The sequence below is a fragment of the Leucobacter sp. MMO-125 genome, assembly GCF_037148395.1.
GTDB lineage: Bacteria > Actinomycetota > Actinomycetes > Actinomycetales > Microbacteriaceae > Leucobacter.
In genome coordinates this window covers 490433-502521 of sequence record NZ_JBBCTL010000003.1, presented here as the reverse complement: position 1 = coordinate 502521, position 12089 = coordinate 490433, and the positions used below count along the sequence as shown (strand labels likewise).

Here is a 12089-nt window from a genome sequence, read left to right as displayed (position 1 = left end):
CCGAAAGGCGGATTTCGCAGCTGAACCTCTCGGTTCGCGTGCGAAATCCGCCTTTCGACGTCTGCGACTACTTCAGGTGGTCGACTCTCCAGCTTCGCCGGTGTTCACCAGCAGCACACCCGAGGCGATGCTCCACATCATGGCGACCTCGTCACCACGGTTGTGGATGCGGGCGTCCTGGCCGAGCCGCACCGCCCCCTCAGTGCCGTCGGGCAGCCGCACCGAGTAGCGCCGCGAGGCTCCCAGGTAGGTGACATCGGTGATGGTCACCGGAATGGAGTTCTCGTGCGCACCCGCGGGGGTGCCTGCGGTTTCGAGCCGCAGGTTTTCTGGGCGGATCAGGATCGCGAGGTCCTCGTGCGCCGAGTGGCCGTCCGCCACTACCCGGTGACCGGCCACTTCGATCGCGGTGCGGCGATCCCCGTCACGCACGCCCTTGCCGAGCAGCACCGTGGATTCCCCGAGGAAGCGCCCCACGAACAGGGTCTGCGGTGCTTCGTAGAGATCTTCCGAGGTGCCGACCTGTTCGATGCGACCGTTGTTGAAGACGGCGATGCGGTCAGACATCGATAGCGCCTCCTCCTGGTCGTGGGTGACGTAGACGAAGGTGGAGCCCACCTCTCGGTGGATCCGCTTGATCTCGCCCTGCAGCCACTCGCGCAGCTTCTTGTCGAGCGCGCCCAGCGGCTCGTCCATGAGCAGCACGCGCGGCTCGTAGACGAGGGCGCGCGCGAGTGCTACGCGCTGCTGCTGACCGCCCGACAGCTCCGAGGGGTAGCGATCGCCGTAGTCGCCCATGCGCACCATCGCGAGTGCGTCGGCGACCATCTGCTTCTGCTGCTCCTTGCCGATCTTTCGGCGCTGCAGGGGGTAGGCGATGTTCTCAGCCACGGTCTTGTGCGGGAACAGCGCGTAGTTCTGGAACACCATGCCGATGTCGCGCTTGTGCGGGGGCAGTTTCGCGACGGGCTTGCCGTAGATGTGCAGGTGCCCCTCGGTGACCGAAGTGAAGCCCGCGATCATGTTCAGCGTGGTCGTCTTGCCGGATCCCGACGGGCCGAGGAAGGTCATGAACTCGCCTGGCTCGATCACGAGGTCGATCTCGTCGACCACGGTGCTGTCGCCGTAGCGCTTCGTCACCTGGCTCAGGCTGATACCGGCCTCGCCGATCTGGTGGATCGCCGAAGTGTTGAGCCCTTCGGCGCGCAACTCCTGCTCGTGCCCTTCGGGCACGGGGATCTCGTTGTGGGTCATAGCGTTCACGCTACCGGTCGCTTTCTCTTCCGCGTGGCGAACTGGGCGATGAGCATCACGATCACCGAGGTGAGCATCGTGATCACCGCCACGGCGGCCACCGTGGGGTCATTGGTCTGGGTGACGCTGTTGAAGATCTTCACGGGCAGCGTCTGCAGGGAGGGGGACTGGATGAACAGAGACAGGATCACCTCGTCGAAGGAGGTGACGAACGCGAACAGCGCGCCCGCCGTCACACCCGGCGCGATGAGCGGCAGGGTGATGCTGAAGAAGGTGCGCACCCTGCCTGCGCCGAGCGAAGCTGAGGCCTGCTCCAGTCGAGGGTCGAGGCCCTGCAGCGACGCCATCACGTTGGTGATGACGAGCGGCATCGACACGATCGTGTGCGCCAGCACGAAACCGGGCAGAGTACCGAGCAGGTCCAGGCGCAGGAACAGCGAGTACAGCCCCACCGCGAGCACGATGCCGGGCACGATGAGCGGCAGCAGGAAGTACCCCTCCATGAGCCCCTTGCCCCGGAACCGCACCTTCGAGAGCCCGAGCGCGGCGAGCACGCCGACCGCGGTCGCCACGATCATGGTGAGGATCGCGACCTGCAGCGACGAGCCGAGCGCCTGCAGCCACGACGGGTCGGTGAAGAAGTTCTCGTACCAGCGGGTCGAGAACCCCTTGGGCGGGAAGTTGAACGAGGACGCCTCGTTGAACGACATCGGGATGATGACGAGGGTGGGCACGATCAGCCAGACCACGATCAGCGCCGAGAAGACGCCGAGGATGCGCTTCGAGACCATCAGCGGTTCACCCCCGGGAAGAGGCTGCCGCCGCGGTTGAGCCGCGACACGACCACGAGGATCAGGATCGTGCACACGAGCAGGAAGATGCCGAGTGCGGTGCCCTGGCCCCACATCAGGAACACGCTGATCTGCTGCTGAATGAGCGCCGAGATCATGATCTCCTTCGAGGATCCCAGCAGTGCGGGGATGATGTAGAAGCCGAGGCCGAGGATGAATACGGTGACCCCGCCGGAGAAGATGCCCGGCTTCGACAGCGGCAGGTACACCGTGAAGAACGCCGTGACGGGGTTCGCCCCCAGGTTCGATGCCGCCGGCAGCAGCCGCTTGTCGATTTTCGCCATCGACGAGTAGAGCGGGAGCACCATGAACGGCAGCAGCACCTGCGACATGCCGAGGGCGACACCGAAGGTGGTGCGGATCAGCGGAATCGGCCCGATCCCGAACCATGCGGCGAGCAGCCCGTTGATGGGGCCGGTGTCTTGCAGCAGCACCATCCAGGCGAGGGTACGCACGAGAATCGAGGTCCACAGCGGCATCATGATGAACAGCTGCATGAGGTTGCGGGTGCGATCCGAGACGATGGTCATCAGGTAGGCGTACGGGTACGCGAGCAGCAGGCACACGATGGTCACCAGGATCGCGGTGCCGAAGGTGCGCAGCACCACGTTGAGGTTCGCCGGAGTGCTGACCAGCCAGACGTAGTTCTGCACTCCCGGCTGGGGATCAGTGATCGAGCGGATGAAGACGTCGATCAGGGGAGCCAGGAAGAACAGGGTGACGATCACGAATGCCGGGACGAGCAGCAGAAGCGGGCGCCAATTTCTCGGCCCCCGCTTCCGCCGTCCGGCATCCGCACCAGAGACCGCAATGGCCTCGGTGACAGTGCCATCACTCATGGGCTAGTTTCCTGTCGCCCATCCGGCCCAGGCGGCCGAGAGTGCGTCGTAGTTCTTCACCCAGAAGTCGACGTTCGGGGCGATGCCCGTATCGAGGTGCTCGGTGGTCATCCACTGGCTGAGCAGTTCGTCCATCTGCGGCTTCGCGTCGACGTTCACCCCACCGTAGGAGGTGAGCTCGGTCATCTTCGCCTGCTGTTCGGCGCCGATCGAGTAGTTCACGGCAGCGAAGGCGGCCTGCTTGTCCTTCACGCCCTTCGGGATGCCGTTCGAGTCGACCATGATCATCCACTGGTCCCACATCGGGGCGACCGGTGCGCCGGCATTGGCCGCACCGTAGCCGCGGCCCGACCACACGAGACCCATCACGGCTTCACCGGCTTCGAGCTGCTGCTGCGCCTGGGCACCGGTGGTCCAGCCGATCACGTCGTCACCGAGGTTGCGGTACATGTCGAACGCACCCTCGATATCTTCGGGCTTCAGGTTCTTCACGTCTTTGCCCTGCGCGGTGAGCGCGAACTCGACGGTCTGCGGGTCGACGTAGGTGGACTGGCTCACGGTGCGCTTGCCGGGGAACTTCTTGGTGTCGAAGAAGTCGGCCGCACTGGTGGGCGGGTTGTCGCCGAACTTGTCGGTGTTGTAGACGACCACGAGACCGTAGAGGATCTGTGGCACCATGCACTCGTCGGTGATAGTGCCCTCGGGGATCTTCGAGGTGTCGATCTGCGAGTAGTCGTACTTCTCGTAGAGGGTGCCGCAGCCGCGCGCCGTGTCGAACTGGGTGGTGTTGACGATGTCCCAGCTGACGTTGCCGCTGTCGACCATGGCCTTGAGCTTGCCCGCGTCGAAGGCGTCCTGGTTGAACTTCGCACCGGAGGCCTCGGCGAAGGGGTTCCACAGCGCCTCGGTCTGGCCGTCCTGGAAGACGCCGCCCGATCCTGCAAAGGTGAGCGTGACCCCGTCGAGGGAACCTTCCTTGATCTGGCCCGCCACCGGGGTGCCGAGGTCGCGCTCGGGCGCGGGCTCTTCGCTACCGCCTCCGCCGCTGCAACCGACGAGCGCGAGCGCGAGCGCCGCCGAACCGGCGACGAGTGTCACGCCGCGCCGAGTCTTCGTGTCTCTGAGATGTGCCATGAACTTCCTCACTTCATCGTGATGGTCGCGCCACTCGGGGCTGCTGGTGCGGCTCCGGCTGGCGCTTGCGACCGGGTGGGTGGTCCCCCCTGCCGCTTCCCGAACCTAGCCGCCGCATTCGGGCCCACCCCCGCCCCGTTACCCCTTCGTTACCGCTGCGAGGCATCTTTCATAGATTCGTATGGCGGGCCCCTCAGCAGTAGTACGAACATAAGGATTCGGCCCCGAGTATGCCCGCGGAGCGCTCGATGCCCGGTTTCGGTCCTTAGCATGGGTGTTCGGGCACCGCTCATCGTTCAAGGAGGAACGCAATGGACATCGTCGTCATCGGAGCCGGTCTTGCCGGCCTCACCGCCGCGTGGGAGCTGGAAAAGGCAGGCCATCGGTGCACCGTGCTCGAAGCGCGCAATCGCGTGGGAGGCCGCACCTGGTCGCAGCGCCTCGGCAACGGCGAGGTGACTGAGCGCGGGGGCGAGTACGTCTTCCCCACGGAGTTTCCGATCCGCCGGCTCGCGGCCGAGGTGGGCGTGCCGATCATGTCGCACAACGTGCGCTACGGACGCCGCACCGTGAACGGGCGCGTCATTTCCTTCGCCGAGCTCGGCGAGACAACGGCGCTGGTGCGCGACACGCTCGCCCGGATGATCGCCGACGGCGAGCGCGGGGTGTCGTTGGAGCGCGCCTTCGCGGAGGCGCTGGGCTCCGGCTACCGGCTCGACCCTGTCTACCGGCGCACCACAACCTCGGCGGCGGCCGACCCTGAGCGTGTCAGCGCTGAGGCGGTGCTGCTGCACGAGTCGTCGACGGTCGGCGGATACATCGAGGATGGTGGCCGCTTTGTCGGCGGCAATCAGGCGCTCTCGTTGGAGCTTGCGCGGCGTCTCGGCGACCGTGTGCGGTTGGAACATCCGATCGCGGCGCTCGATCAGTCCGAGTCCGCGGTGCAGGTGACGCTCATCGATGGCACGCGCTTCGACGCAGACGCTGCGGTGCTGGCAGTGCCGTTGCCGATTTTGCGGGAGCTCGATCTGGGGTTCGCACTGCCTGAGGGGCAGCAGCGCGCGCTCGACCATCGCTTCATGGGTGTCGCTGCGAAGCTCGGCGTGCCCTTCTCGCGCGTTGACGAAGACATCGCCCTGCAGCATCCCGAGCACACCTGGTGGTCGTGGCGTTCGCTGTCGATCGATGGCGAGCACCGCATCTCGGCGCTGTCGTCGTTCGCGGGCGGCCCATTCGCACTTGATGCGCTGGGTGTGACGGAGGGCGCGGATGGTTGGGTTGCAGCGCTTAAGAAGATGCGCCCGGAGCTTGAGATCGACGGTGAGGTGCTGCTCACAACCTGGGCCGACGATCCGTGGACGCGTGGTTCCTACACCGCGCCCGGTCTCGACTGGGAGGCTGCTGATGCCGGCGCGTTCGAGCTCGCCGCCGGCAGGGTCGCGATCGCCGGCGAGCACACGGGGCTCGCCCAGTCGCTTTCGGGTGCGGTCGACTCTGGCTATCGGGCCGCAGCCGCGATCGAGCGCGCTCTCGAGGCATGATGTCCTCCGGCGAATGTACGCTTGAGTCATGACCTTCACTGTGAGGTCCCTGCTCGACCTTCCCGCTGCTCGCACGGTGTCGCTGACGCCGGGCATCGGCGAGGAGCGGGTGATCACCTGGGCGCATGTGTGCGAGCAGCCAGACCCGTGGCGTTGGCTGGGCGACGGCGCACTGGTGATGACGACGGGCATCGGCGTGCCGCGCACGACCGACGAGCAGTGCGCGTATTTGCGCGGTATGCAGGCTGTGGGGATCGCGGCGGTGACCGTTGATGAGCAGATGATGGGCGGTTCGTTCACAGAGCCGGCGCTGGCCTATGCCGCCCACATCGGTTTTCCGGTGCTGTCGACGGCGCACGAGGTGCGGTACATCACGCTCGCGATGTCGGTTGCGGAGGCTGTGCAGCGCGGCCGTGACAAGCTGGTGCAGCAGACTGAGCAGCGTTATGGCGCACTGCTGCTTGCGGTGCTCTGCACCGGCGCGATCCCCGGCCCTGCTGCGGCCCGTCTGCTCGAACCGCACGGCATTCGGCAGCCGTCGCTGGTCGCGGTCGCTCAGGGGGCCGGTGGGCGGGCGGTGCAGCAGCTCCGCGAGGCCTGTGCTGCGCAGCAACTTCCGGTGCTGATCGCTGCGGAGGGTGACCAGCTAGTGATCTTCGCCGAGGCGGGTGAGCCGCTTGAGCGGGCGCTCGATGCGGTTGCGGTCTCCGGCACCCGGGTGGGGGCGAGCGCGCCGTTCGATGATCTCGGTGAGTTGCCCACGGCGTTGCAGCAGGCTCGCAGCGCACTGATCCGCAATCATCTTGAGAGTGGGGTGCTGCATTTCGGCGAGCACGACAGCACGTCCTTGTTTCTTCCGAGCAGCGCCGAGCAGTTGCGTCGCATCGCGAATCAGGTGCTGGGCCCGCTGCGCACCTACGATGTGCAGCGCGGCACTTCACTCACGCAGACGCTGCGCGTGTTTCTTGAGGAGAACCGCAGTTGGGTGCGTGCCGCGGAGCGTCTTTTCGTGCACCGGCAGACTCTCATCGCTCGTATTTCTCGCATTGAAAAGATCATCGATCGCGATCTGTCATCGATCGAGGACACCGCCGAGTGCTGGCTTGCGGTGCAGGCTGCGATCGGCTGCGGTGATCTTGAACCTTCCGAGGCAACGGCTGTCCCGGCAGCGGGCCTGCAGTCTGAGCCTGGCTGAACGCGCGCCGAGCCGCCGCAGTGGTAGCTTGAAACGATCGCAACACTCGTGGCGGGAAGGGAGAACCGCGATGGCACTGCCTGATGAGGCAACGCAGGGGGATGGCGGATCCGGGCACTTCGAGGAGGTGCTGCTCGACCGCATCACCGAGGCGAGCGCCTGGGCCGAGCAGGACATCGACCCCGATACGCAGGCGGAGACGAGGCGCCTCATCACGGCGACGCTCAACGGCGATGAGGAGGCGGCGACTGAGCTGAGCGATGCCTTCGGTGGCAGGCTCGCGTTCGGCACTGCCGGTTTGCGCGGGCGTCTTGGCGCAGGCCCGCGTCGCATGAATCGCACGGTGGTGTCGCAGACGAGCGCCGGTTTCGCAGCGTATCTCTTGGAGCGTGCCGCTGCCGGCCGCGCTGACACCCCTCCGTCGATCGTGGTCGGCTATGACGGCCGCGTGGGTTCAGCGGTGTTCGCCCGTGACGCCGCAGAGGTGATGGCCGGTGCCAGGGTGCGGGTGTTCCTGCTGCCGGAGGCCGGCCCGACGCCGCTGACCGCTTTCGCGGTGCGGCATCTTGGAGTGTCTGCTGGGGTGATGGTGACCGCGAGCCACAATCCGCCGCGCGACAACGGCTACAAGGTGTATCTCGGCGACGATGATGGCGGATCGCAGATCGTGCCGCCTGCCGACGCCGAGATCGCGGCACACATCGAACGGGTCGCGCAGACTCCGGTATCGCAACTGCCGCGATCCACCGATTACACCGTGCTGGGGGGCGGCGTCGCCGACGCCTACATTGCTGAGACCGCGGCCGCGCTACTCGGGGGGCTGCCGCAGCGCCCCGAAGCGCCCGGTGTGGCCGTGGGCGCCGATACGGGGCTGCGGATCGCATATACGGCGATGCACGGCGTGGGTTCCGATATCGCCAGGCGGGTGTTCGCCTCGGCGGGGCTGCCTTCGGTGGTGCCGGTGCGCGAGCAGGATCGCCCTGATGGTGCGTTCCCCACGGTCGCCTTCCCCAATCCTGAGGAGCCTGGGGCGCTCGATCTCGCCTTCCGCACCGCCCGCAGCATCGACGCCGAACTGGTGGTGGCACACGATCCTGATGCCGATCGTCTCGCGATCGCGCTGCCGCACCCCGATGAGGCTTCCGGGTATCGCCGTCTCACCGGCAACGAGCTCGGTCTGCTGCTCGGCTGGCGCGCCGCCGAGCGCGAGCGGGTGCGGGCTGCCACCGCAGGCACCCCGTCGTCGGGTGCTCTGGCCTGCACGATTGTGTCCTCCCCTGCGCTGCGCGCCGTGGCCGCCGAGTACGGTCTCGACTACGCCGAGACGCTGTCTGGCTTCAAGTGGGTGTCTCGGGTGCCCGGGCTCATCTTCGGTTTCGAAGAGGCGCTCGGCTATCTCACCCACCCCGAGATCGTGCGCGACAAGGACGGTATCTCGGCGGCTGCCGATGCGATCGCGATGGCCCGCGAGGCGGCTTCCGAGGGGCGCACGGTCTGGGATCTGCTCGATGATGCGAGCGAGCGCTTCGGGCACTTCGCGAGCGGTCAGATCACACTGCGCCTTCCCTCCATGGCCGCGGCCTCCGCACTTGCCGCGCGGGTGCGCCAGGCTCCGCCCACCGCTTTCGGCGATGCCGAGGTCACCTCCTCGCAGGATCTGCTGGTGCCCGGGTTGGCCGAGGTGCCCGCCGATGTGCTGCGCTACGACCTCGCCGACGGTTCCCGCGTGATGATCCGCCCGAGCGGCACGGAGCCCAAACTCAAGATCTATCTCGACACCTTCAGCGATGAGGGCCCGGCCCGGGCGAGACGCACCGCTGCCGAGCGTTCGCTGACCCAACTAGAGCGCGCGGTGCGCGACTACCTCGATCAGCTGGCGGAGGGCGACGAGGAGTGATTACGCACTGGTCCCGGGAGCACGCAGCCGAGTGGCTGCGTCGTCCGGGCGCGGGCGACGACAAGTACCTGCGCGGGGTGCTGGGGGTGCGCACCGGCTCGGTGACCTATCCCGGGGCTGCGGTGCTGGGGGTCTCTGCCGCCTGGCGCACCGGGGTTGGCCTGCTGCGCTACGTGCCCCCGCTTGAGCACGCGCCGTCGCCTCACGGGCTGCCGTCGCCGGCGGCTGCAGTGCTCGCGGTGCACCCCGAGACCGTGTTCGGCGCGTCGGCATCACGCCCGTGCGATGCCTGGCTGCTGGGGTCGGGCACCGACCCGGCTGAGCGTTCTCCTGCCGAGCATGCGGCGCTGCGGCAGTTGCGGCGCGGCAGCGCACCGCTTGTGATCGATGCCGGTGCGCTCGACCTCGCCGTATCCGACACCGACGGCAGCAGCGAGACAGCCGCGTCCACCAGAACAGCTCCCGTGATCCTCACCCCGCACAGCGGCGAGTTCGAGCGCCTGTGGAGCGCGGCAGGCCTCGGCGAGCTGCCCCACGACTGGGCTACCCGCGTCGACGCTGGCACCTCCGATAGCAACGCACATCTCGCACGCGCCCGAGCCGCCGCCCGCCTCGCCACGCAGCTCGACGCCACCGTGCTGCTGAAGGGCGCAGTGACGGTGTGCGCCGCGCCCGACGGCCAGATCCTGCGCGCAGGTCCAGCCACCCCGTGGCTCGCAACAGCCGGCACCGGTGATGTGCTCGCGGGCATACTCGGCGCGCTCGTCACGGCACACGCCGAAGAGGTGCAGCAGACCCCTGCCACGCTCGCCGCGCTCGGCGCCACCGCGGCGCTGCTGCACGACACCGCCGCCCGCATCGCCTCAGGAGACGCCACGGCCCACGGGGCCGGCAGTCCGATCACCGCGCTCGACGTCGCCGCGGCCATCCCGGAGGCCTTCGCAACGCTCAGCTGAGCGGGCACCTTGTCGGCTGCCGAACCGGCAGCCGACAAGGGTGCACCGGGCGCACCGTACGCGCCCTCAGTCAGCGGTTACGCGCTCGACGATGAGCGGGCGCGGAAGCGGATCCGCCTCGCCCAGTTCCACCGCCCCAGCAAGCGACTCAAGGCCGCGCACCATGCGGCCAGGAACATCGCACGCCACCTCGAACAGCGGATCCCCGGCCCGTACCCTGTCGCCCGGGCGCACCAGCACCTCCACACCCGCTGCATGATCCACAGGATCACCCGGCCGCGCCCGACCGGCACCCAGACGCCACGCACCCACCCCCACAGCGCGCGCATCAACCCGCTGCACCACACCTTCAGCGGGGGCCCGCACCACCTCAGTGTCGCGCGCCACCGGCAGCGGGGCATCAGGATCACCGCCCTGAGCCGCGATCAGACGACGCCACGCATCCATCGCCCTGCCGTCGGCAAGCGCCGCAGCAGGATCCACATCTTCACGCCCCGCAAGCGCCAGCATCTCCCGCGCCAACGCCAGCGTCAACTCCACCACATCGGCGGGGCCCCCGCCCGCAAGCACCTCAACCGACTCGCGCACCTCGTTCGCGTTACCAACAGCCTGCCCCAGCGGCGCATCCATATCGGTGATGAGCGCCACTGTGCGCAACCCGGAATCGGCACCCAAACGCGTCATCGTCGTCGCAAGCTCACGCGCATCTGCAACCGCAGGCAGAAAGGCGCCAGAACCGAACTTCACGTCGAGCACCAAGCCATCAGCGCCCTCGGCGATCTTCTTGCTCATGATCGACGAAGCGATCAGCGGCACCGACGCCACCGTGCCCGTCACATCTCGCAGGGCATACATCGCGCGATCCGCAGGGGCCAACCCTGAACCTGCCGCGCAAATCACCCCACCCACCTCACGCAACATGCGCTCCATCTCGGTGTTCGACAACGCAGCGCGCCAGCCGGGAATCGACTCCAGCTTGTCGAGCGTGCCGCCAGTATGCCCCAGACCCCGCCCCGACAGCTGCGGCACCGCAACACCGAGCGAAGTCAACAGCGGCACCAGCGGCAGCGTGATCTTGTCGCCCACCCCCCCAGTCGAGTGTTTGTCGATTGCGGGCCTGCCGAGGCCCGAGAAGCGCAAGCGCTCACCGCTCGCAATCATCGCCGCGGTGAGATCTCTAATCTCCTCACGCCCCATCCCCTGAATCACAATCGCCATGAGCAGCGCACTCATCTGCTCAGGCGCCACCACCCCGCGGGTAAACGCATCCACAAGCCAGTCGATCTCCTGACGCGTCAGCGCACCGGCGAAACGCTTGCGCGTGATCAGATCGACGACGTCAAAGGGTTCGGTATCCCGGAGATGCTCCATACCTCCACCCTACGGCGAGGCCACGATCCCTACACGGTGCGCAACAGCCTCAGAACACGTCGAACACGCGCGAACGTGCGGGATCCGGCCTCCCCAATTCGCGACTCTGCCCCGTGGCGATCCAGCACCCCGTCAGCAGCAGAATGCGGCAGATCACATTGAACCAGATCAGCAAACCCACGAGCACCGCGAACGACGCCAGCAGCGGATTGTTCGGGGTGCCGCCGAGCAGCGACGCCCCCAGCACTTTCATGCCGAACATCGCCGCACCGCCCAGCGCGCAACCGCGCAACAAGCTCCACAGCGGCAACCGCACCTCCGCCAGCAGCCTGAAAATCGCCACCAGCACCACCGTGTCGAACAGGTACATCGCACCGTAACGCGCAATGGTGCCCAAGCCGCCGAGCAGCCAGCCATTTGCATTCCCGCCCAGCCACGACAGCAGCAGATCGGTGAGATTCGAACTGAGCACCGTGAGCGCCGCCGACACGATGAACGCCAGCAGAAACCCCAGCGCCAGCGCAAGATCGCGCAGCTTCAACAGCACCACATTGCGGTACTGGCGCACTTCGAGCCCGAAAATAATACGAATCGAACGGCGCGTTCCCGTGAACCAAGCCACCGCCACATACACCAGGGCCACACCCGCGATCGCACTGCTCCAATCGAGGGTGCGGCCCTGCAGCAGCGTCGCCAGCGACACCGCACCGTCGTCATCCGTGCCCACAAGACCCGGCACGAACAGGTTGAGCTGCGCAATCACCGAATCGAGCAACTCCGGCCGCCCGCGCAGCACAATGCCGAACACGCTGAAACCGATCCACAGCGCCGCGAACACAGCGAACACCGCCTGATAGCTCATCCCGGCAGCAAGCACCGATCCACCGACATCGGTGAAGTGGAAAAAGGAGCGGAACGGGCGAGAAACGCGCAGCCACGACCACACGCCCATGCCACGTGCCGCCAAGCCGCGACCAGCCGCAGAAACGCGCGACGCCCCACGATCCCGTCCCTGCGGTGAGGGACGCGGATCGCGGGGCGTCGTCATACC

The 12089-nt window shown here is 67.1% G+C and carries 10 protein-coding genes; 4 read left to right on the top strand and 6 right to left on the bottom strand.

Annotated features, from left to right (window positions below; all coding sequences use genetic code 11):
* Positions 1-72: 72 nt before the first annotated feature.
* The 4 genes from WFI54_RS09960 to WFI54_RS09945 are packed head-to-tail and all read right to left on the bottom strand — an operon-like array spanning position 73 to position 4078.
* Positions 73-1254, bottom strand: coding sequence for an ABC transporter ATP-binding protein (locus WFI54_RS09960; protein WP_336652634.1), 1182 nt, complete (start codon positions 1252-1254; stop codon positions 73-75).
* Between the two features lie 5 nt (positions 1255-1259).
* Positions 1260-2045 carry an ABC transporter permease gene (locus WFI54_RS09955; RefSeq protein ID WP_336652633.1) on the bottom strand — a complete coding sequence of 262 codons (786 nt, stop codon included), beginning with the start codon at positions 2043-2045 and terminating at the stop codon, positions 1260-1262.
* A complete protein-coding gene (locus WFI54_RS09950; protein WP_336652632.1) occupies positions 2045-2944 on the bottom strand; it encodes an ABC transporter permease in 900 nt (299 codons plus the stop codon). Before WFI54_RS09950 ends, WFI54_RS09955 begins: the two co-directional genes overlap by 1 nt.
* Positions 2945-2947: 3 nt before the next feature.
* The gene (locus WFI54_RS09945) at positions 2948-4078 is read right to left on the bottom strand and encodes an extracellular solute-binding protein (protein ID WP_336652631.1); all 1131 of its coding nucleotides are present in this window, start codon (positions 4076-4078) and stop codon (positions 2948-2950) included.
* Positions 4079-4389: 311 nt separating this feature from the next.
* Between WFI54_RS09945 and WFI54_RS09940 the strand changes: the two genes are divergently transcribed.
* The 4 genes from WFI54_RS09940 (at position 4390) to WFI54_RS09925 (ending at position 9667) form a co-directional block, all read left to right on the top strand.
* Positions 4390-5619 (top strand): flavin monoamine oxidase family protein, encoded by a 1230-nt coding sequence (locus WFI54_RS09940; protein ID WP_336652630.1) that lies wholly within the window; start codon positions 4390-4392, stop codon positions 5617-5619.
* 28 nt (positions 5620-5647) lie between these two features.
* On the top strand, positions 5648-6814 hold the full coding sequence (locus tag WFI54_RS09935; RefSeq protein ID WP_336652629.1) for a PucR family transcriptional regulator: 1167 nt from the start codon (positions 5648-5650) through the stop codon (positions 6812-6814).
* Positions 6815-6884: 70 nt separating this feature from the next.
* Positions 6885-8711, top strand: a complete 1827-nt coding sequence (locus tag WFI54_RS09930; protein ID WP_336652628.1) for a phospho-sugar mutase — start codon at positions 6885-6887, stop codon at positions 8709-8711.
* Entirely contained in the window at positions 8708-9667 is a 960-nt protein-coding gene (locus tag WFI54_RS09925; RefSeq protein WP_336652627.1) for an ADP-dependent NAD(P)H-hydrate dehydratase, read from the top strand. Before WFI54_RS09930 ends, WFI54_RS09925 begins: the two co-directional genes overlap by 4 nt.
* A gap of 66 nt (positions 9668-9733) precedes the next feature.
* Here the strand turns inward: WFI54_RS09925 and WFI54_RS09920 are convergent, their stop codons facing one another.
* Both WFI54_RS09920 and WFI54_RS09915 read right to left on the bottom strand, forming a co-directional pair.
* Complete coding sequence (locus WFI54_RS09920; RefSeq protein ID WP_336652626.1) at positions 9734-11038, bottom strand: thymidine phosphorylase; 1305 nt, start codon at positions 11036-11038, stop codon at positions 9734-9736.
* A gap of 49 nt (positions 11039-11087) precedes the next feature.
* Positions 11088-12086: a YihY/virulence factor BrkB family protein gene (locus tag WFI54_RS09915; protein WP_336652625.1), complete on the bottom strand. Its 999-nt coding sequence runs from the start codon at positions 12084-12086 to the stop codon at positions 11088-11090.
* Positions 12087-12089: the final 3 nt, after the last annotated feature.

Bases quoted from the DNA above. Each gene is read 5' to 3' on its own strand.
- WFI54_RS09960 (WP_336652634.1), bottom strand. From the start codon at position 1,254: ATGACCCACAACGAGATCCCCGTGCCCGAAGGGCACGAGCAGGAGTTG.
- WFI54_RS09955 (WP_336652633.1), bottom strand. From the start codon at position 2,045: ATGGTCTCGAAGCGCATCCTCGGCGTCTTCTCGGCGCTGATCGTGGTC.
- WFI54_RS09950 (WP_336652632.1), bottom strand. From the start codon at position 2,944: ATGAGTGATGGCACTGTCACCGAGGCCATTGCGGTCTCTGGTGCGGAT.
- WFI54_RS09945 (WP_336652631.1), bottom strand. From the start codon at position 4,078: ATGGCACATCTCAGAGACACGAAGACTCGGCGCGGCGTGACACTCGTC.
- WFI54_RS09940 (WP_336652630.1), top strand. From the start codon at position 4,390: ATGGACATCGTCGTCATCGGAGCCGGTCTTGCCGGCCTCACCGCCGCG.
- WFI54_RS09935 (WP_336652629.1), top strand. From the start codon at position 5,648: ATGACCTTCACTGTGAGGTCCCTGCTCGACCTTCCCGCTGCTCGCACG.
- WFI54_RS09930 (WP_336652628.1), top strand. From the start codon at position 6,885: ATGGCACTGCCTGATGAGGCAACGCAGGGGGATGGCGGATCCGGGCAC.
- WFI54_RS09920 (WP_336652626.1), bottom strand. From the start codon at position 11,038: ATGGAGCATCTCCGGGATACCGAACCCTTTGACGTCGTCGATCTGATC.
- WFI54_RS09915 (WP_336652625.1), bottom strand. From the start codon at position 12,086: ATGACGACGCCCCGCGATCCGCGTCCCTCACCGCAGGGACGGGATCGT.